This window comes from Phenylobacterium ferrooxidans (assembly GCF_042714595.1).
GTDB lineage: Bacteria > Pseudomonadota > Alphaproteobacteria > Caulobacterales > Caulobacteraceae > Phenylobacterium > Phenylobacterium ferrooxidans.
Map to the genome: position 1 here is coordinate 1 of NZ_JAOTJD010000002.1, position 19,093 is coordinate 19,093.

General features: G+C 68.0%; 16 protein-coding genes. 11 read left to right on the forward strand and 5 right to left on the reverse strand.

The features are described 5' to 3' along the window. The first annotated feature begins 352 nt into the window (after nt 1-352). Both OCL97_RS01415 and cysK read left to right on the forward strand, forming a co-directional pair. Complete coding sequence (locus tag OCL97_RS01415) at nt 353-883, forward strand: GNAT family N-acetyltransferase (protein ID WP_377366939.1); 531 nt, start codon at nt 353-355, stop codon at nt 881-883. Between the two features lie 79 nt (nt 884-962). After that, nucleotides 963-2,000: a cysteine synthase A gene (cysK, locus tag OCL97_RS01420; protein ID WP_377366941.1), complete on the forward strand. Its 1,038-nt coding sequence runs from the start codon at nt 963-965 to the stop codon at nt 1,998-2,000. Between the two features lie 65 nt (nt 2,001-2,065). Here the strand turns inward: cysK and OCL97_RS01425 are convergent, their stop codons facing one another. Beyond that, nucleotides 2,066-4,135, reverse strand: coding sequence for a S46 family peptidase (locus OCL97_RS01425; protein WP_377366943.1), 2,070 nt, complete (start codon nt 4,133-4,135; stop codon nt 2,066-2,068). Nucleotides 4,136-4,366: 231 nt separating this feature from the next. Here OCL97_RS01425 and OCL97_RS01430 point away from each other — a divergent pair, with 231 nt between their 5' ends. Genes OCL97_RS01430 through OCL97_RS01440 form a run of 3 tightly spaced genes read left to right on the forward strand, consistent with a single transcriptional unit; the run spans nt 4,367 to nt 7,222 of the window. Beyond that, nucleotides 4,367-5,509, forward strand: a complete 1,143-nt coding sequence (locus tag OCL97_RS01430; RefSeq protein ID WP_377366945.1) for an ABC transporter permease — start codon at nt 4,367-4,369, stop codon at nt 5,507-5,509. After that, nucleotides 5,506-6,261: an ABC transporter ATP-binding protein gene (locus OCL97_RS01435; RefSeq protein WP_377366947.1), complete on the forward strand. Its 756-nt coding sequence runs from the start codon at nt 5,506-5,508 to the stop codon at nt 6,259-6,261. Before OCL97_RS01430 ends, OCL97_RS01435 begins: the two co-directional genes overlap by 4 nt. A gap of 4 nt (nt 6,262-6,265) precedes the next feature. Next, a complete protein-coding gene (locus tag OCL97_RS01440) occupies nt 6,266-7,222 on the forward strand; it encodes an HlyD family secretion protein (protein WP_377366949.1) in 957 nt (318 codons plus the stop codon). 102 nt (nt 7,223-7,324) lie between these two features. Here OCL97_RS01440 and OCL97_RS01445 read toward each other — a convergent pair whose 3' ends face one another. Then, entirely contained in the window at nt 7,325-7,951 is a 627-nt protein-coding gene (locus tag OCL97_RS01445) for a hypothetical protein (protein WP_377366951.1), read from the reverse strand. A 364-nt stretch (nt 7,952-8,315) separates the two neighbouring features. Next, complete coding sequence (locus OCL97_RS01450) at nt 8,316-9,098, reverse strand: SDR family NAD(P)-dependent oxidoreductase (RefSeq protein WP_377366953.1); 783 nt, start codon at nt 9,096-9,098, stop codon at nt 8,316-8,318. 264 nt (nt 9,099-9,362) lie between these two features. Between OCL97_RS01450 and OCL97_RS01455 the strand changes: the two genes are divergently transcribed. The 4 genes from OCL97_RS01455 to OCL97_RS01470 all read left to right on the forward strand — a co-directional run bounded on the left by OCL97_RS01455 (nt 9,363) and on the right by OCL97_RS01470 (nt 14,918). Next, the gene (locus OCL97_RS01455) at nt 9,363-10,268 is read left to right on the forward strand and encodes an SDR family NAD(P)-dependent oxidoreductase (RefSeq protein ID WP_304781853.1); all 906 of its coding nucleotides are present in this window, start codon (nt 9,363-9,365) and stop codon (nt 10,266-10,268) included. A 158-nt stretch (nt 10,269-10,426) separates the two neighbouring features. Further along, nucleotides 10,427-11,851 carry an MFS transporter gene (locus OCL97_RS01460; protein WP_377366955.1) on the forward strand — a complete coding sequence of 475 codons (1,425 nt, stop codon included), beginning with the start codon at nt 10,427-10,429 and terminating at the stop codon, nt 11,849-11,851. Between the two features lie 196 nt (nt 11,852-12,047). Continuing rightward, complete coding sequence (locus tag OCL97_RS01465) at nt 12,048-13,433, forward strand: MFS transporter (RefSeq protein WP_377366957.1); 1,386 nt, start codon at nt 12,048-12,050, stop codon at nt 13,431-13,433. 78 nt (nt 13,434-13,511) lie between these two features. Continuing rightward, nucleotides 13,512-14,918, forward strand: coding sequence for an MFS transporter (locus OCL97_RS01470; RefSeq protein ID WP_377366959.1), 1,407 nt, complete (start codon nt 13,512-13,514; stop codon nt 14,916-14,918). 141 nt (nt 14,919-15,059) lie between these two features. On the opposite strand, the gene OCL97_RS01475 is transcribed toward OCL97_RS01470, so the two are convergent. Continuing rightward, nucleotides 15,060-16,178: an Mrp/NBP35 family ATP-binding protein gene (locus OCL97_RS01475; RefSeq protein ID WP_377366961.1), complete on the reverse strand. Its 1,119-nt coding sequence runs from the start codon at nt 16,176-16,178 to the stop codon at nt 15,060-15,062. 125 nt (nt 16,179-16,303) lie between these two features. On the opposite strand from OCL97_RS01475, the gene hflK reads away from it, so the two are divergent. Continuing rightward, on the forward strand, nt 16,304-17,497 hold the full coding sequence (gene hflK, locus OCL97_RS01480; RefSeq protein ID WP_377366963.1) for an FtsH protease activity modulator HflK: 1,194 nt from the start codon (nt 16,304-16,306) through the stop codon (nt 17,495-17,497). Continuing rightward, nucleotides 17,494-18,384 carry a protease modulator HflC gene (hflC, locus tag OCL97_RS01485; RefSeq protein WP_304781836.1) on the forward strand — a complete coding sequence of 297 codons (891 nt, stop codon included), beginning with the start codon at nt 17,494-17,496 and terminating at the stop codon, nt 18,382-18,384. The genes hflK and hflC overlap by 4 nt, the downstream gene beginning before the upstream one ends. Before the next feature lie 38 nt (nt 18,385-18,422). On the opposite strand, the gene OCL97_RS01490 is transcribed toward hflC, so the two are convergent. After that, nucleotides 18,423-19,079: an HAD family hydrolase gene (locus OCL97_RS01490; RefSeq protein WP_305762432.1), complete on the reverse strand. Its 657-nt coding sequence runs from the start codon at nt 19,077-19,079 to the stop codon at nt 18,423-18,425. Between the last annotated feature and the right edge of the window lie 14 nt (nt 19,080-19,093).

A 19,093-nucleotide genomic window follows, 5' to 3' on the forward strand; every position in this document is an offset into this window, starting at 1 on the left:
TCAAGACCAAAATCAAGCGGGCCGGATGGGATGACGCCTTCCTCTTCTCAATGCTCGGTCATATGCGATAGCCCTGCCTCCTGGGGGAGCTGGCGCGAAGCGCCTGAGGGGGACTTTGACTCTTTTTTGAGGGCCGAGGGATTGTCGACTACGTCGATCCCCCTCCGACCCGCCGCTTCGCGACGGCCCACCTCCCCCACATCGGCGCGACGCGCCTGGGGGAGGATCTGGGGCGTTGACGCTCCTTCGATCTGGGCTAGCCTCGCCCGATGGCCTGACCCCGGACATCGGCGCCCCGAGCGCCCTCCCCCGCCCCGACGCGGGCGCGTTCCCTCATGTCCGAAGGCTTCCCATGACGCTTCGCCGTATCGCCGCCGCCGACCTCGCGCAGGTCGCGCGCTATCCCTTCACGCTCTCCATCACCGAACCGATGACCGATCCAGCGCGGCTGGCGGAGACCTTCGCGGCCACCGGGTTCTGGACCGACGAGGCCGGCGCCCTGGCTATCGAGGCCGACGGGCGTTTGGTGGGGACCTGCCAGTTCTATCGCGCGGCGCCCTGCATCCACGGGCTGGAGCTGGGCTACATCCTGCACGATCCCGCCGACCGGGGACGCGGCCTGGCGGCGCCGGCGGTGCGGGCCTTCTCCGACCTGCTGTTCTCCGAGCGGCCGGCGGTCTATCGCCAGCAGCTGATCATCGAGACCTGGAACACCGCCTCCTGGAAACTGGCCGAGCGCTGCGGCTTCACCCGCGAGGGGCTGCTGCGCAGTTCCGGCTTCGGCGAAGGCGATCCGGCCGACTGCCTGATCTATTCCCGCACCCGCAAGGACTGGCGCCAGGAGGCCACGACCACGATGGGGGTGGCGGTGGCGGTGGACTGAGCTGCGCGGGCTCTTGCGGTTGAACGGCAGCCACATAGGTTGAGGCGCCACGACGTTCGCGCCAGACCGGAGGCCCAGAATGGCCCGCTATCAGAACATCCTCGAAACCATCGGCCGCACCCCGGTGGTGCGGATCAACAAGCTGGCGCCGGAGGGGGTGAACCTGTGGGTCAAGGTCGAGGCCTTCAACCCGCTGGGCTCGGTGAAGGACCGCCTGGCGTTAGGGGTCATCGAGGCCGCGGAAAAGTCTGGCGCGCTGAAGCCCGGCCAGACGGTGATCGAGGCCACCAGCGGCAACACCGGCATCGGCCTGGCCATGGTCTGCGCGCAGAAGGGCTATCCCCTGGTGGTGACCATGGCCGAAAGCTTCTCGGTGGAGCGGCGCAAGCTGATGCGGTTCCTGGGGGCCAAGGTGGTCACCACGCCGGCGGCTCTGCGCGGCACCGGCATGGTGGCCAAGGCCGTCGAGCTGGCGCAGAAGCACGGCTGGTTCCTGACCCGGCAGTTCGAGAATGAAGCGAACCCGGACATGCACGCCCGCACCACCGCCGTTGAGATCCTGGAGGACTTCGCGGGCGAGAGCCTGGACTACTGGGTGACCGGCTATGGCACCGGCGGGACCCTGAGGGGGGTGAGCCGCGTGTTGGCGGAAAAGAGCCCCGGCACCAAGATCATCGTCTGCGAGCCGGAGGACGCCCAGCTGCTGGGCAGCGGCGCGGAGCAGGCACGTAATCCCGATGGCTCGGCCGCCTCCGGCCACGCCGCCTGGAAACCCCACCCCATGCAGGGCTGGACGCCGGACTTCATTCCGAAACTGACCGGCGACGCGGTGGCCGACATCGACCAGATCATCGCCATCCCCGGCCCCGAGGCCATGGCCATGAGCAAGAGGCTGGCCGACCAGGAGGGCATCTTCGTGGGCATCACCTCCGGCGCGACCTTCGCCGGGGCGCTGAAGGTGGCGGCTGACGCGCCCAAGGGCTCCAACATCCTGTGCATGCTGCCCGACACCGGGGAGCGGTATCTCTCCACGCCGCTATTCGCCGACGTGCCGGTGGACATGACCCCGGACGAGCAGTCGATCTTCGACTCCACGCCGCTGGGGAAGCCGGCGTAGGCGGCCGCGACGGCGAGGTCCGGCCGACCCTTTCCTCCCCCGCTGCGCAGGGGAGGAAAAGCGCGCTATTTCGCGGTCAGTTCCTTCACCAGGGCCGTCTGGCCGTAGACTTTTTCCAGGGCTTGCGTGGCCGCCGAGGTGGCCACGACGACGGTGCGGTTGATCGCGCCGTCGTAGCCGTAGTTGCCGCCGAGGGAGTGGATGTTGCCGTCGAAGGCGGCGCCCAGGATCTCGGCCTTGGCGTTCAGCACCGGGGAGCCGGAATTGCCGCCGATGATGTCGTTGGTGGTGACGAAGTTGTACACCGTGGCCGGGTTCAGTCTGTCCTTGGCGGCCACCCAGCGCGGGGCGAGCTGGAAGGGTTCGGCGCCCGTCGCGCGGTCATAGAGGCCGGCGAAGGTGGTGAAGGGCGGGATGGTCACGCCGCGGTGGGTCCAGCCGGCGACCTTTCCGTAGGACAGGCGCAGGGTGAAGGTGGCGTCGGGATAGACCGCGTCTCCATAGGCGGCGAACTTGGCCCGGGCGATGCGCTCGGCGGCCCGGTCGGTGGGGCCGCTGACCTCGGTCTCCCAGGCGGTGCGGGCCTCGCGGGCGGCGGGGTCGATACGCAGGGCGAGCTGGATCATGGGATCGTTGGAGGCCAGGATGGCGGGCAGGCCGCCGTCCCAGAGGCGCTTGCGCTCGGCGGGGTCGGCGAGCTTGGTCCCGGCCACCAGGCGGGCGGCCATGGCCTCGGGGCTCTCCTTGCCCAGCAGCTGCTTCACCGCCGCGTCGTCGACGGTGAGGTACTCGCGGGTCTTGGACAGCCAGAAGCCGAGATAGAGCTGCTCCAGGGCGGCGTCCACCGGCTGTTCGTCGAGGATCTGCTTGGCCATGAGGGCGAGGCCCGCATCGCCGTATTCCGGCAGGCGCTCGGCCGAGGGCTTGGCGCGTTCCTGGCCGGCGCGGACCAGTTCGCGAGCGAAGAGGAAGAGCTCCGACAGCGATCCGGCGCCGCTCTCCAGCTGGCGCAGGCGCAGGAAGCGGTCGGCATAGGGGCCCTGGACCTTGGCGATCTCGCCCCAGGGGTCGCCGATGTCTGCGGCCAGCCTGGGATCGGCGGCGACCTTGGCGCGCAGCTCGGCCTCGGCGGCGCGCTTGGCCTCCATGAAGGCCGGGTCGTTGAGGGCGAACTGGCGGCCGTAGAAGACCTTGAAGCTGTTCTCGACCCCGAACAGGGGATCGGTGGCGATGCGCTTGGACTCCGCGTCGCGCTCACCAAAGGCGATCAGCCGGCCGCGCAGTTCGGAGCGCTGCAGCTGACCGATGGGCAGGGCCAGGTCGCGCTGGGTCTGCAGCTGGGAGACCGTCAGCATGCGGTCGGTGCCGCCCGGATTGCCGGAGACGAAGGTGACCTCGCCGTCCTTGGGCGCCCGGCTCTGCCAGATCAGGTGCTGGGGCGAGGCGATGGGCTTGCCGTTCTCGTACAGGCGCACGAAGGCGGTATCGAGGTTGAAGCGCGGGAAGTTGAAATTGTCGGGGTCGCCGCCGAAGAAGGCCGTCGCGATCTCCGGGGCGAAGACCAGGCGGACGTCGGAATACTTGCGGTACTTGTAGAGCTTGTACTGGCCGCCCCGATAAAGAGTGACCAGCTGGCAGCGGAAGGCCTCGTCCTTGCCGCAGGCGGCGGTCTCGGCCGCGCCCTTGGCGGCGTCGCGCGCCTTGACGAAATCGATCCCGGTCTTGCCGGCGGTGGCTTTGCCGATGTCGGCGGTGAGGTCGGTGATGGAGACCAGGACCTCGGCCTGCATGCCGGCGCACTTCTTTTCCTCGGTCCGGGCGGTGGTGAGGAAGCCGTCCTTCACATAGTCGGTCTTGTCGTCCGACAGGCTCTGGACGCAGTCGACGACGCAGTGGTGGTTGGTGAAGACCAGGCCTTGCTTGGACACCAGGGAGGCCGAGCAGCCGCTGGTGAGGCGCACGGAGGCGGCCTGGACGCGGTCGAGCCACTTCTGGTCGGTCTTGACGCCATAGGCCTGGGCCACCTTGGCGGCCGGGAAGTTGTCGAAGGTCCACATGCCTTCGTCGGCGAGGGCCGGGGCGGCGGAGAGGGCGATGGCGGCGGCGAGCGCGCCGCCCAAGGTCTGTCGAAGCATGAACATCCCGATGGGGTTTCGCGAGCCACGGGGGAGGTCGCGGGGTGGCGATCCGTAACAATGTAACAGCCCGATGGCTAGGGGCTTTTGCGATCAATGGCTTAGCCGGGGTCCGGCTGGAAAGTTACTTATAATTCATGTGATTAGGCCGCCAGAAGCGCCGCCTTACGTGGATTTAACTAGGCTGCCGACCGCCAGGGGCACACATGCTGGCGCCGTTGGAGGGACGCAATGTCACTGGCCCTGGCCACCCTGATCTATGAATGGCGCCGGTACATGGCGGCCGTGATCGCGCTGGCCTTTTCGGGCCTGCTGATCCTGGCCCAGGTCGGCATGTTCACCGGGATCGTCAAGGGCGCCACGGCCACCATCGACCGCAGCCGCGCCGATATCCTGGTGCTGGGAGCCAAGTCGGAAAGCCTGATCAATTCCGGCCCGTCGGGCCTGCCGCGCCGTATCCAGCCGCAGCTCTATCTGAACCCCGACGTGGTGGAGGTGGCCAGCTTCGACGGCGACGGGGCCCGCTGGACCAACCGTCCGCCCCCGGGGAAGAAGGCGGTCACCACCTTCGTCCAGGTCAATATGGTCGACACCCGCCCCGGCGCGGTGACCCTGCCCACCGACTATTCCGAAACCGTCCGCGTCGCCCTGCAGGAGCCCTATGCGGTGGCCATCGACCGCAGCGCCCTGGCGCGGCTGGGGGTCAAGCCCGGCGACAGCGCCGCCCTCAACGGCAAGTCGGTGCATGTCCGCGCCATCCTGGAGGGCTATCCCGACATCAACCAGCCGTCTGTCGTGGTGTCGCGCGACACCATGCGCCTGCTGGGCATGGGGGAGAAGGGCGACAAGACCGGCCCGCTGATGGTGCGCATCAAGGACCCGGCTCGGGCCGAAGAAGTGCGCGACACCCTGAACGCCAATTCCGACAAGGCCTATCGCGCCTGGACCCGCGACGAGCTTTCCAAGGCCAACGAGGGCGCCCTGCTGAAGGAGCAGATCATCGGGGTGATGCTGGGCTTCTCGGTGTTCCTGGGGTTCCTGATCGGGGTGGGGATCACCTCCCAGACCCTGCGCGGGGCGATCCTGGCCAATATCAAGGAGTTCGCCAGCCTGCGGGCGCTGGGGGTCTCCATGGGCTCGCTGCGGCTGATCGTGGTGGAGCTGTCCTTCTGGGTGGGGGTCGCGGGTCTCGCGGCCACCGCCTTGCTGACCTTCGCCATATCGCTGCTGGCCAAGAGCGCCGGCCTGCCCATGGGCTTCCCCCTCGGCTGGATCACCGGGGTCGCCATCCTGCTGATGCTGATCTCCATGGCCTCGGGCCTGATGGCCATGGGCATCCTGAAGAAGAGCCAACCCGCGGACCTGCTGCGATGAGCCAGACCTCCGGTATCCCCGGCGCCCACGCCCTGGTGGCCAAGGGCGTCACCAAGCGGTTCAAGACCGGCCGCAGCCATATCGAGGTGCTGAAGGCCGTGGACTTCGACGCCCTGCACGGCGACGTGACCATGGTGATGGGGCCCTCCGGCTCGGGCAAGTCGACCCTGGTGGCGACCCTGTCAGGCCTGCTGAAACCCGACGAGGGGTCGGTGAGCGCCATGGGCGAGGACCTGTGGAAGCTGCGCCCCGGCCAGATCGACCGGTTCCGGCTGGATCACTGCGGCTTCATCTTCCAGGGCTTCAACCTGTTCGGCGCGCTGAGCGCCCTGCAGCAGGTGACCATCATCCTGAAGTACAAGGGCTTCGCGCCGGCCGAGGCCCGCGCCCGGGCCGAGATCGCGCTGGCCGAGGTGGGTCTTTCCAAGCGCATGCACCAGCGCCCCTCCGAGCTGTCCGGCGGCGAGAAGCAGCGGGTGGCCATCGCGCGCGCCCTGGCCAAGGAGCCGCACCTGCTGTTCGCCGACGAACCCACCAGCGCGCTGGACGGCGAGAACGGCCAGATCGTCATCCAGCTTCTGCAGCGGGCGGCCAAGAGCCATGGGGCCGCGGTGATCTGCGTGACCCACGACCCGCGGCTGGAAGCCTATGCCGACCGCATCATCCACATCGAGGACGGCCGCATCCTGGACGACCGGCGCACGACGCCGGGCCCCGGCGCGGCCAAGACCCCTGAGCTCATCGGAGCCTAAGACCATGTTCGCCTTCCTCCGCCACCACGTCGTCTGGGCCGTGGTTCTTGTGCTCGGTCTCGCCGTCGCCGGCGGGCTCCTGCTGAACAGCCAGGCCAAGGCCCAGAAGGCGGAGGCGGCCAAGGTCGCCGCCGCCAAGGCGCCCAAGAGCCCCTTCGTCGCCATCGCCAACGGCAAGGCCGACGTCGAGGGCGGCATGATCCAGGTGGCCGCGCGCCGCGCCGGGATCGTGCGCGAGGTGCTGGTGAGCGAGGGCGACCGCGTCACCAAGGGCCAGGTCCTGGCCCGCCAGGAGGACGACCAGCCGCGGCTGGCCGCCGCCCAGGCCGCCGCCGCCGTGCGCCAGGCCCGCGCCCAGATGGCGATGACCCAGGTGCAGCTCTCCACCGCCCAGCGCGAGCGGGCCCGGCTGCAGGGCCTGGTGGCCACCAACTTCGTGGCCGGCCAGCGGCTGGACCAGGCGCAGGACAGGATCGCCGAAGCCCAGGCCACCCTTGAGGCCCAGCGCGCCTCCGTCGCCACCGCCCAAGCGGCCCTCGAACAGGCCCGCTACGAGCAGGAGCAAACCATCATCCGCGCCCCGGCCGACGGTCGCATCGCGCGGCGCTACGCCAATCCGGGCGCCGGCGCCTCGACCCTGAACGTGTCGACCATGTTCGACCTGGAGCCCGTCGCCCCGCACATCGTGCGCGCCGAGATCGCCGAGGGCGCCCTGCCCTATGTGCGCATCGGCCAGGCGGTGCAGATCGCCCCGGAGAGCGACCCCACCAAGGTCTATCGCGGCACGGTGCTGCGCCAGGCCGCGGTGTTCGGCGCCCGCAAGCTGGTCTCCGACGATCCCACCGAACGCACCGACGACCGGGTCGTCGAGGTGGTGGTGAGCGCCGACAACGCCCCGTTCCTGATCGGGCAGCGGGTGCTGGTGAAGTTCCTGCGCGGGACGGAGATGGCGGTGAGGTAGGGGGGGCACCGAGCGAGTCTTGACGAGCACGGAGGTTCACTGACCCGAGGACGCTCTTCCCCGCAAGTTGCAGGCGACCGGCACGGCTACTGAATTGGGTTATTAGAAGACGCCACTCAGCCACAGAGCTAGCGCCGCATAGCAGCCGAAGACGATCGGCATTCCAACGCGAAGAAGGTCCACCACCACCTCTGTATACTTGACGGCTCTGACCTTCCGTAGGTCCGATGAGATGAGCCTCGCTTCGCGTTGCCGAGCCATGTCGATTCGATGCTGCACCGATGCTAGCCTCGCCTCCAACTCCTCCGTACCGAGGTGCACCGAGTTGCTCAGCCTCGGCATGCCCATTCCTCTGTTTCCAATCGTCCACTCGTCGGCAGTTTGCTGGAGGGTTTCGATAAAAGCGCGTAGTTGCTCAAGGTCGGACTCCTGCCTTGCCCCTAATCTCTCTTCGAGGACGAAATGATAAGTGTTAACTAACGGCAGACACAGCAACATGAACTGCGCCAACATATAGACTAGACCGAGAAAGGCCGTCTGCTTCATTGCCCAGAGAGGGGTTCGCACCACCTTCAGAAGCGCATCTACCGCTTCGGGTTCAACAAAACCGTGGGCCAGGATCAGCGCAATGGCCGCGCTTCCAAGCAACCACTTGCGCGCCTTCATAAGGCGAACATAGATTCCCTCGGCGGCCGTGTGTTCGTCGTCCCCCCACAACACTTGGAACATTTGTCACCCCCTCAAAAACGACCGCTCGTGACAGACCTATTTAAGGCGGATGGCGAGCCAGGGATCGCAGTTTGGCGGTTCGGGCATTGGTGAGCTGGAGGCCAGGATCGCCAGGAGGTTCAGGAGCGCGAGCATGGGGCGAGGCTAGCAGCCGCCAAGCGCAACTGTAAATCGTGGAGGGGATTGCGCTCCACCTATCCGCCCCCTTGGGGGTCGCGCGCCGCTCTCCAGCCAAAGCCCCGTCATCCCGGCCGCAGCGAAGCGGAGAGCCGGGACCCAGGGGCGGTGATCATTCCCCCTGGGTCCCGGGTCTCCCTGCGGTCGCCCGGGATGACGATGCATTGCTGGAAAGTCGCCTACGCCCCTAAAACCGCTGCGCGCCGTCCAGGCGGATGGTCGTGCCGTTGAGGAAGTCGTTCTCGCAGATCTGGGCGGCCAGCTGGGCGTATTCGTCGGGGTCGCCCATGCGGTGCGGATTGGGGACCATGGGGCCCCACTTGGCCTGGGCCTCCTCGTCGGTCATGCGGGCGGAATAGGCGAGCGTCAGGAAGGTGCCCGGCGCGATGGCCATGGCGCGGATCCCGATGGGCGCCAGGTCGCGGGCGATGGTCAGGGTCATGCCGATGATGCCGCCCTTGGCCGCCGAATAGGCCGCCTGGCCGGGCTGGCCCTCATAGCCGGCGATGGAGGCGGTGTTGATCACCACGCCGCGCTGATTGGAGGCCAGCGGCGCGTTCTTGGCCATGGCCTCGGCGGCCTGGCTGGTGACGGCGAAGGCGCTGTTGAGATAGACCCCGACCGTGTGGGCGAAGTGGGCCAGCGGGATGCGCTTGCCCTCGCGATTGACGGTGCGGGCCGCGCCGGTGGCGCCCGGCGCCGGGGGTCCGCCATGCACCACCACGGCGGCGCGCAGGGGGCCGAGGTCCACGGCGGCCTGGACGGCCCGGGCGATGGACTCCTCGTCCATGATGTCGGTGCGGACATAGACCGAACCGTTGCCCAGCTCCTTGGCCAGAGCCTCGCCGCGGGCGTCGGCCACGTCGGCGATGACCACCTTCATGCCCCGCTGGGCGAGGCGGCGGGCGGTGGCGCTGCCGAAGCCGCCGGCGCCGCCGGTGACCAGGGCCGAGGCGTTGGTGAGATCCATGGTGTCTTCCCCTGTCTGGTGGCCGCGCGCGCCGCGCCGACCCGCGTTTCGGGCATCCTGTCCGCACGCTTTCGAAAACGCGAGGCTGTCGTCGCGGCAGGTCGGCGCCCGCGCGCCCCAGCCTTGACGACAGGCGCGCGCGAAAACGCCCAGGGATCGGGCGGATGATCGCCGCGGCGGCCGCCGCGTTGGGCGGCTTGACCTCGTCTCTCCCGCGCCGCACAAAACGCGCGAATTTCTGACCCTCTTTCTGGAGAGACTTCCATGGCGGACATCCGCTTCGACGGCAAAGTGGCGATCGTCACCGGCGCGGGCGGCGGCCTGGGCAAGCAGCATGCGCTGGAGCTGGCGCGTCGCGGGGCCAAGGTTGTCGTCAACGACCTGGGCGGCTCGATGGACGGTTCGGGCGGCTCGTCCGCCGCCGCCGACGCCGTGGTCGAAGAGATCAAGGCCCTGGGCGGCGAGGCCATCTCCAACGGTTCGTCGGTCACCGACGACGCCGGCGTCGCCCACATGGTCAAGCAGACCATGGACCAGTGGGGCCGCATCGACGTGCTGATCGCCAACGCCGGCATCCTGCGCGACAAGAGCTTCGCCAAGATGACCATGGAAGACTTCGAGCTGGTCTTGAACGTCCACCTGATGGGCACGGTCAAGCCGACCAAGGCCGTCTGGGAGATCATGCGCGAGCAGAACTACGGCCGCATCGTCGTGACCACCTCGTCGTCGGGCATGTACGGCAACTTCGGCCAGTCCAACTACGGCGCCGCCAAGCTGGGCATCATCGGGTTCATGAACACGATCCGCCTCGAAGGCCAGAAGAACAACATACACATCAACGCCATCAGCCCGGTCGCCGCCACGCGCATGACCGAGAACCTGATGCCCCCCGCCATCCTGGAAAAGCTGAAGCCGGAATATGTGACGCCGGGCGTCGTCTACCTGGCCTCGGAGGAAGCCCCCACCGGCGCGATCCTGACCGCCGGCGCGGGCGCCTTCGCGCTCACCCGCCTCTATGAAACCGAGGGCGTCTATCTCGGCGAGGGCGGGCTTTCGGTGGAAGAGGTGCGCGACAACTGGTCCAAGATCTCCGATCCGGCCGGGCAGCAGGCCTATCTGAACGGCGGCGAGCAGAGCGGGAAGTTCTTCCGCAAGATGCAGGGCGGCTAGGGTCACACCCCACCGCGTTCGATCTCGGGGCGGCTCCAGAAGGGGCCGCCCTTTTTCGTTGCACTGATTTCACTTGCTCCACCCGGCCTAATCGCGCGTAACCTAGGGCTCTGCACGCCCCCGCAAGAGCGGCGATCCATCAGGAACAGGGACCTTACATGAGCGACTCTTCGGTGGTGAGCGCGCGGCGCCTGCCGCTCTCCACGGCCATGGCCTTCGCGGCCACCAGCCTGCCCATCTCCGCCGTCGCCATCGCCATCTCGGTCTACCTGCCCCGCCACTATGCGAGCCACCTCGGCATCGACCTGGCCCTGGTGGGGGCGGCCTTCTTCATCGTGCGCATGATCGACATCCCGGTGGACGGCCTGCTGGGCTGGACCATGGATAAGACCCGGACGCGCTGGGGCCGATACCGGCTCTGGACGATCCTCGGGGCGCCGGTGCTGATGGCCGGCATCTACTTCCTGTTCATGCCGCCGGAGGGCGTGGGACGAACCTATCTGATCGTGTGCCTGCTGGTGATGTACCTGGGCAACTCGATCCTGGCCCTGTCGCACGCGGCCTGGGCCGCGACCCTGGCGCCGCACTATGACGACCGCTCGCGGCTATTCGGCATCATGACCGGCATCGGGGTCCTGGGGGCGGCCTCGATCCTGGCCATTCCGATCATCAACGAGGCCCGCGGCGCGTCCGACGCCGGCAACATCTCCACCATGGGCTGGTTCATCTTCGTGCTCACCCCGATCGCCACGGCGCTGGTGATCTGGCGCACACCGGAGAAGATCGCGCCCGAGGTTCCCGGCCACGCCTTCCGCCTGCGCGACTACGGCGCCCTGATCACCCGCCCCTCCTTCCTGCGCATCCTGCTGGCCGACCTCTGCCTGTCGCTCGGCCCGGGCTGGATGAGCGCGCTGTACCTGTTCTTCTTCACCGACAGCCGCGGGTTCACCACCGGCCAGGCGAGCATCCTGCTGGCGGTCTACATCCTGGCCGGGTTCGCCGGCGCGCCGCTGATGGGGCGGCTGGCCACCAAGATCTCCAAGCACCGCGCGGTGATGGTGGCCACCACGGTCTATTCCCTGGTGCTGATCTCGCTGATGGCGATCCCGCAGGGCAATATGCTGATCGGGGCGATCCCGATGTTCATGGCCGGCTTCATGGCCGCGGGCTTCAACGTGCTGACCCGCGCCATGACCGCCGACGTCGCCGACGAGGTGCGCCTGGAACAGGGCAAGGAGCGTTCGGGACTGCTGTACGCCATCACCGTCATGACCACCAAGATCGCCGGCGCCTTCTCCATCGGCCTGACCTTCTGGGTGCTGTCCAAGGTGGGCTACCTGGCCGCCGACGGCGCGCAGAACACGCCCGAGGCGATCCATAACCTGGAGCTCGCCTATCTGATCGGGCCGGTGGTCTTCGTGATGCTGGGGGGCGCCTGCATGATCGGCTACAAGCTGGGAGCCGACCGCCACGCCGAAATCCGGGCCGAACTGGACGCCCGCGACGCCCTCTATGACGAGGCGCCCATCATCGAGAGCGTGACCGGCGAGGCCGCCATCCCGACGCCGCCCCGGTCCGACTGACAGCTGGACGCGGCGCCGGTCGGAATCCCCGGCCGGCGCCCGCGAAACCGCTTGCTTCGGCACAGGTGATCAAGCGTAACCTACGCGCAAGACTCAAGCCTCCGACAAGTGTGTGCTGGGTGTGCGCGGAGGATTGCGAAACTTGACCCAAGCCAGCACGGCGAGCCCGTCGGGGCGCCTATCGCTCGGAACCATATTGGCCTTCGCCGGCACCAGCCTGCCGCTGTCGGCCCTGGGCATCGCCATCTCGGTCTACCTGCCCCGCTACTTCGCCAGCCACATCGGCGTCGAGCTGGCGGTGGTGGGCGCGGTCTTCGCCCTGGTGCGCGCCATCGACATCCCGTTGGACCCGGCGCTGGGGATGATCATGGACCGCACGCGGACCCGCTGGGGCCGCTACCGGATCTGGACGGTGATCGGCGCGCCGATCCTGATGTTCGCCCTGATCATGCTGTTCCAGGCGCCTGAGGGCTCAGGGCAGCTCTATCTCGGGGGCTGGCTGCTGATCATGTACCTGGGCACCTCGATCCTGGGCCTGTCGCACTCGGCCTGGGCCGCGACGTTGGCCACCAACTATCACGAGCGCTCGCGCATCTTCGCGGTGATGACGGCGGTGGGTGTGCTGGGTTCGGTCCTCGTCCTGGTGATCCCCATCGTCCTGGAGCAGCAGGGGCTGACGGACGCCCAGGGGGTCCAGGCCATGGGCTGGTTCATCATCGGCCTGACACCGGTGGCGGTCGCCCTGGTGGTCTGGCGGACGCCCGAGAAGATCACCGTCGACGTCGGCGGCAAGCATTTCAATCTGCACGACTATTGGGCGCTGATTTCCCGGCCCAACATGATCCGCATCCTGCTGGCCGACCTCTGCCTGGCGCTCGGTCCCGGCTGGATGGCGGCGCTCTACCTGTTCTATTTCAAGGACGCCCGGGGCTTCTCCACCTCCGAGGCCAACATCCTGCTGCTGGTCTATATCCTGGCCGGCTTCGCGGGCGCCCCGTCGGTCGGCTGGCTGGCCAATAGGATCAGCAAGCACCGGGCGGTGATGGTCACCACCACCGGCTATTCGCTGATGCTGATGATGGTGGGCTTCCTGCCGAAGGGCAGCATGATGCTGGCCCTGCCGGCGATGTTCATGGCCGGGTTCCTGGCCGCGGGCTTCGGGGTCATGACCCGGGCGATCACCGCCGACATCGGCGACGAGGTCCGGCTGGACGGCGGCAAGGAACGGATCGGCCTGATCTACGCCCTGACCGTCCTGACCGGAAAAGTGGCGGGCGCCTTCTCGATCTTCCTGACCTTCACCGTGCTGGCCCGGGTCGGCTACAACGCCAAGGAGGGCGCCACCAACACCGCCCAGGCGATCCACAACCTGGAGCTCGCCTATCTGATCGGCCCCATCGTCTTCGTCATGCTCGGGGGCGCCTGTTTCATCGGTTACAAACTGGACGCCACCAGCCACGCGGAAGTCCGGCGCAAGCTGGAGGAACGCGACGCCCTCTATGACGAGGCGCCCATCATCGAGAGCGTGACCGCGACGCCGGGCAATATTCTGCCCATCGAGCCGGACGCTTCGCGACCCTGACGTCTTTTCCGCGCCACCCGGCGCACCTGAGTTTTTTCAAGCCGGCGCATTCTGCGCCACCCCATTACGGAGCTTTCCATGGCGGTTTCGTCCCCAACGCAGCGCATATCGCTGCCAGTCGCCCTATCCTTCGCCTCCACAGCCTTGCCCATCGCGGCCATCGGCCTGGTGATGGGTGTCTACCTGCCCCGGTTCTTCGCCGGACACCTCGGCCTGTCCATGGTGGCGGTGGGCGCGGCGATCACCATCGTGCGCCTGATCGACCTGGCCGTAGACCCTCTGCTGGGCATGGCCATGGACCGGACCACCTCGCGCTGGGGCCGCTACCGTCCCTGGCTGGCGGTAGGCGCCCCCCTGGTCATGGCCGCGGTCTACATGCTGTTCATGGCCGACACCGGTGTCAGCGAGGGCTATATCATCGGCTGGCTGCTGGTGCTGTTTCTCGGGATCTCCATCGTCACCCTGGCCCAGGCGGCCTGGGGCGCGGCCCTGGCCACGGACTACAATGACCGGTCCCGGGTCTATGGCGTGATCAGCGCCGTTGGCGTGATCGGCGCCGTCGCGATCCTGGTGGTGCAACTGTCGGTGAAGGGCACCTTCGCCGAGAGCGTCCACGCCATGGGGTGGTTCTGCATCATCCTGCTGCCCATCACGGTGGCGCTCTGCATCTGGATCAGCCCCGAGCGCGTCGCCCCGAAGACTGCGGGCGTGCACGCCAGCTTCGCCGACTACTGGAAGCTGATCACCCGGCCGGAGATGATCCGGTTGATCATCGCCGACTTTGTGATGGCGCTCGGTCCCGGCACCACGGCGGCGCTCTATCTGTTCTTCTTCCACGACGCCCGGGGCTACACGACGGCCCAGACCTCGTTCCTGCTGATCTTCTACATCGCCGCGGGCCTGGCCGGCGCGATGTTCTGGAGCTGGACAGCCCAGAAGCTGGGCAAGCACCGCACGCTGATGCTGACCTCGGTCTGCTACGCGGTCACCCAGTCGATGCTGATGATCATCCCGCCCGCCACCATGTCCCTGGCCATCCCCGCCATGTTCGCCGTCGGCTTCGTCTCCTCCGCCTTCGTGCTGATCGTCCGCGCCATGGTCGCCGACGTGGCCGACGAGGTGCGGCTGGAGACCGGCGAGGAGCGGGCCGGCCTGCTCTACGCGCTCGTGACCACCACCCAGAAGATCGGCTCGGCGCTCACCGTGGGCATCAGCTTCACCGTGCTGGGCATGGTGGGTTACAACGCAGCCGAGGGCGCCGTGAACACGCCTGCGGCCATCCGCGGCCTGGAGCTCTGCTACGTCTTCGCGCCCATCATCCTGGTGTTCTTCGGCGGGGCCTGCTTCATCGGCTGGAAACTCGACGCCGCCCGCCACGCCGATGTGCGCCGCCAGCTCGACCTGCGTGACGCCCTGGCGGCCGAGGCCGGCGTCCTGGCCACCGCCTCGGGCGTGGCGGTGCCGGACACGAACGTCAGGCCCTAGCGCGCCTTAGAGCCTGATCCGTTGAGGTGGAATCGCTTCGCGATTCCGCCGATGCGGCGGATCAGGCTCCAGAAATAAGCGAGAGTATGATTCACGCTTGAGCCGGGACCGCTGCGCGGTTCCGTCTCAAGCGGTCATGTTCTAGAGCAGGGCCTTGGCGATCTGATTGAAGACGTTGGCCGCGGGGCTCTCAGGCGCCGCCGCGGTCACCGGCCTGCCGTCGTCGCAGGCCTGGCGCAGGGCCTGGTCCAGGGGGATTTCCCCCAGCAGGGGCAGGCCCAGCTTCGCCGCCTCCGCCTTGCCCCCGCCCTCGCCGAAGATCGGGATGCGGGCGCCGGTGGCGGGGTCGGGGAAGTAGGACATGTTCTCCACGAACCCCAGGATCGGGGTGTTGGTCTTCTGGAACATGGCCACGGCGCGGCGGGCGTCGATCAGGGCGATTTCCTGGGGGGTGGAGACGATGACCACCCCGTCCAGCTTGATCTTCTGAACCAGGGTCAGCTGGATGTCGCCGGTGCCGGGCGGCATGTCCACCACCAGGATATCCAGGGGCTCGGCCTCGGTTCCCCAACCCACGTCATTGGCCATCTGGCGCACGGCCGAGGAGGCCATGGGGCCGCGCCAGATCATTGGGGCCGCCTCGTCCACCAGGAAGCCGATGGACATCACCTTCATGCCCCAGGCCTCCAGCGGGATCAGTTTCTTGTCGGGACCAAAGCCCGGGTCGCCATCGACCCCCAGCATGCGCGGCGCCGACGGCCCATAGATGTCGGCATCCAGCAGGCCAACCCTCAGGCCCATGGCGGCGAAGGCGGCGGCCAGGTTCACGGAGATGGTGGACTTGCCCACCCCGCCCTTGCCACTGGCCACGGCGATGACGCGGCGGACGTGGTCAGGACGGACGGCGTCCACCGGCGGCTTGGGCGCGGCCGCCGGGTCCTGGGTCACGCGGGCGCCCTTGACCACGCGGGTCACGCCGGGCGCGGGCGGCGGCGGCTGGTCGGCCTCCACGGTCAGCATCACCGTCGCCTGGGCGACGCCGTCGATACGGGTCAGGGCCCGCTCGGCCTCCGCCCGGGTGGGCTCATAGAGGGGGATATCGGCCGCCGCCACCTCCAGCACGAAGCCGGCGCGGCCAGGCGCCAGGGTCAGGCCGTGGACCAGGCGGGCTGAGACGAGACCCTTGCCGGTCTTGGGATCCAGCACCCGATCCAGGGCGGCCAGCACAACGGCGCGTTCGGGGGCGGTTTCGGAGATCATGACACCCGTGTGTCTTGCTTTGCGAGCTTGCGCGCCTCATATCCGGCTGACAGCGCCGGTTTACAAGCCCGACGACAGGCGGCCCTTCGCCGCCGCGCCGAGACAAAGAAGCAGACGACGCGACCATGCCCTGGAACGACAATGCGAACCCCGGCCCCTGGGGCTCTCCGCCATCCGGCGAGGGCGGTGGTGGCGACAAGCAGCCCCCCAAGAACCAAGGCCCGCAAGGCGGCGGCCCGCGCCGTCCCGGCGGCGGCGGTCCGGGCGGTCCGGATATCTCAGCCACTCTTGAGCGGTTGATCGCGCAGCTGCGCGGCATGTTGGGCGCCGGCGGTCCGGGCGGCGACCGAATCCGTCCCGGCGCGATCGCCGCCGTGGCGGGCGCGGGCTTCGCCCTGTGGGCCTTGTCGGGCGTCTATATCGTCCAACCCAACGAGGCGGCGGTGGTCACGACCTTCGGCGCCTATTCGCGTTCGGAAACCCCTGGCCTTCGCTATCACCTGCCCATGCCCATCGAGCGCGTGGAGAAGGTGGCCGTCACCAGCCTGAACCGCATCGACATCGGCGGATCGGCCGGCGCTGACGTGCCGGAAGAAAGCCTGATGCTGACCGGCGACGAGAACATCGTGAACCTGGACTTCAGCGTCACCTGGCGCGTGGCCGACGCGGCCAAGTACGTCTTCACCGTCCGCGACCAGGAAGACGCCGTCAAAGCCGTGGCCGAAAGCGCCATGCGCGAGGTGGTGGGCAAGACCACCCTGCAGGACATCCTCACCACCGGCCGCGGCCGGGTGCAGAACCAGTCGGCCGAGCTGATGCAGAAAACCCTGGACGGCTGGGGCGCCGGGGTCAGCATCGTCGAGGTGCAAATCCGCAGCGCCAACCCGCCGCAGGAAGTCGTCGCCGCCTTCCGCGAAGTGGCCAACGCCGGCCAGGACGCCGAGAGCGCGGTCAACGAGGCCAACTCCTACCGCAACCGGGTGATCAACGAGGCCAAGGGTGACGCGGCCAAGCTGACCCAGTCGGCCCAGGGTTATCGCGAGCAGTCGGTTCGGGAAGCCATCGGTGAGGCCTCGCGCTTCAGCCAGATCCTGACCGAGTACAAGCGTGCGCCGGGCGTGACCCGCGACCGCCTCTATATCGAGACCATGCAGCGGGTCCTGTCGCGCTCCAACAAGGTGGTCATCGACGGCAAGGGGGCCAGCGCCCCGATCATCCTGCCCCCCGATGTCTTCCGCGCCAAGACGCCCACCGCCCGCGTCGTACCGCAGGCCGAGGGCGGCGAAACCGTCATTCCCAGCCCTGGAGCTCCGCGATGAACCGCCGCCTCACCACCTGGGGTGTCATCGCGCTTGGCGTCCTGATCGTCCTGTTCAACACCCTGTTCATTGTCGAACAGCGCCAGCAGGCCATCGTCGTGCGCTTCGGCGAGCCGGTCCGCGTGATCAACGCGCCCGGCGAGAACGCGCCTGGCCTGAAGATCAAGGCGCCCTTCCTTGAGAACGTCATCAAGCTCGACAAGCGCAACCTGAAGCTCGAGGCCGACCAGGAAGAGGTCATCGCCGCCGACCAGGAGCGCCTGGTGGTGGACGCCTTCGTCCGCTACCGCATCTCCAACCCGCTGCAGTACTACCGGACCCTGCGCGACGAGCGCACGGCCAACGACCGCATCGAGCGGCTGTTGAACTCCTCCCTGCGGCAGATCCTCGGTACGGCTAATTCCAGCGACATCATCTCGGGCCGCCGCGGCGCCCTGATGACCCAGACCAAGATCGACGTCGCCAAGCGGGCCAACTCCTCGCGCCTGGGCATCGAGATCATCGACGTGCGGATCAAGCGCGCCGACCTGCCCGCCGCCAACCAGGCGGCCGTTTATCGCCGCATGCAGACCAGCCGCCAGCAGGAGGCCGCTCAGCGCCGCGCCGAGGGCGAACAGAAGAAGCGCGAGATCATCGCCGGCGCCGACAAGGAAGTGGCCATCACGCTCGCCACCGCCACCGAGGAGGCCGAGACCACCCGAGGCGAGGGCGACGCCCAGCGCACCCGGATCTTCGCCCAGAGCTTCGGCCGCGATCCGAGCTTCGCGGCCTTCTACCGCTCGATGTCGGCCTACGAGGCCTCCCTGGGCCAGGGCGACACGACGATGGTGCTGTCCCCCGACAGCGCCTTCTTCAAGTACTTCGAACGCGGCCCGAACGCGCGGTAGATCGTATCGGCCCCTTCTCCCCTTGCGGGAGAAGGAAGCTATCCCAGCAGCCCCCGCACCTCGTGCAGGTCGGCGGCGATGCGGACGCACAGGGCGTGCATCTCCTCGGTGGGGTCCAGCAGGTCGGGGACCATGATGGTCATCATGCCAGCCGACGCCGCCGCGCGGACGCCGTTGTGGCTGTCCTCCAGGGCGAGGCAGAATTCCGGATCGATCCCTAGGCGCTCGGCGGCCTTGAGGAAGGGGTCGGGGTTGGGCTTGCCGTTGACGTAGTCGCCGCGGGCCACCACCGCGTGGAAGCGCGGGATGATCCCCGACTTGCCCAGATGCGCCTCGACGGCCCGATGGCTGGACGAGGTAGCGATGGCGCGGGGCAGGTCGAGGGCGTCCAGGATGTCCAGCAGTTCCACGACTCCCGCCTTGAGCGCGATGCCGGCCTCGCAGGCCGCATCCACGTGGATCATGACCCGGGCGTTGAACTCCGCGATCGGGAAGTCTTCGCCGAAGTGGTTGAGCACCTGACGGTCACTCATGGGCCCCGGCAGGCCGATCATGCTCTTGAACAGCGACAGCGGCATGTCGTGACCGTGCTCGGCGGCGGTGGCGAACATGGAGTCGCGGTAGACGACCTCGGTGTCGCAGAGCAGGCCGTCCATGTCGAAGACGACGGCCTTGGGCGTGCGGGGCAATGTCATGCCCTGGCCATAGC

What these genes read in the sequence shown, in the direction of transcription:
- OCL97_RS01415 (WP_377366939.1), top strand. Translation starts at nt 353, where the DNA reads ATGACGCTTCGCCGTATCGCCGCCGCCGACCTCGCGCAGGTCGCGCGC.
- cysK (WP_377366941.1), top strand. Translation starts at nt 963, where the DNA reads ATGGCCCGCTATCAGAACATCCTCGAAACCATCGGCCGCACCCCGGTG.
- OCL97_RS01425 (WP_377366943.1), bottom strand. Translation starts at nt 4,135, where the DNA reads ATGCTTCGACAGACCTTGGGCGGCGCGCTCGCCGCCGCCATCGCCCTC.
- OCL97_RS01430 (WP_377366945.1), top strand. Translation starts at nt 4,367, where the DNA reads ATGTCACTGGCCCTGGCCACCCTGATCTATGAATGGCGCCGGTACATG.
- OCL97_RS01435 (WP_377366947.1), top strand. Translation starts at nt 5,506, where the DNA reads ATGAGCCAGACCTCCGGTATCCCCGGCGCCCACGCCCTGGTGGCCAAG.
- OCL97_RS01440 (WP_377366949.1), top strand. Translation starts at nt 6,266, where the DNA reads ATGTTCGCCTTCCTCCGCCACCACGTCGTCTGGGCCGTGGTTCTTGTG.
- OCL97_RS01445 (WP_377366951.1), bottom strand. Translation starts at nt 7,951, where the DNA reads ATGTTCCAAGTGTTGTGGGGGGACGACGAACACACGGCCGCCGAGGGA.
- OCL97_RS01450 (WP_377366953.1), bottom strand. Translation starts at nt 9,098, where the DNA reads ATGGATCTCACCAACGCCTCGGCCCTGGTCACCGGCGGCGCCGGCGGC.
- OCL97_RS01455 (WP_304781853.1), top strand. Translation starts at nt 9,363, where the DNA reads ATGGCGGACATCCGCTTCGACGGCAAAGTGGCGATCGTCACCGGCGCG.
- OCL97_RS01460 (WP_377366955.1), top strand. Translation starts at nt 10,427, where the DNA reads ATGAGCGACTCTTCGGTGGTGAGCGCGCGGCGCCTGCCGCTCTCCACG.
- OCL97_RS01470 (WP_377366959.1), top strand. Translation starts at nt 13,512, where the DNA reads ATGGCGGTTTCGTCCCCAACGCAGCGCATATCGCTGCCAGTCGCCCTA.
- OCL97_RS01475 (WP_377366961.1), bottom strand. Translation starts at nt 16,178, where the DNA reads ATGATCTCCGAAACCGCCCCCGAACGCGCCGTTGTGCTGGCCGCCCTG.
- hflK (WP_377366963.1), top strand. Translation starts at nt 16,304, where the DNA reads ATGCCCTGGAACGACAATGCGAACCCCGGCCCCTGGGGCTCTCCGCCA.
- hflC (WP_304781836.1), top strand. Translation starts at nt 17,494, where the DNA reads ATGAACCGCCGCCTCACCACCTGGGGTGTCATCGCGCTTGGCGTCCTG.
- OCL97_RS01490 (WP_305762432.1), bottom strand. Translation starts at nt 19,079, where the DNA reads ATGACATTGCCCCGCACGCCCAAGGCCGTCGTCTTCGACATGGACGGC.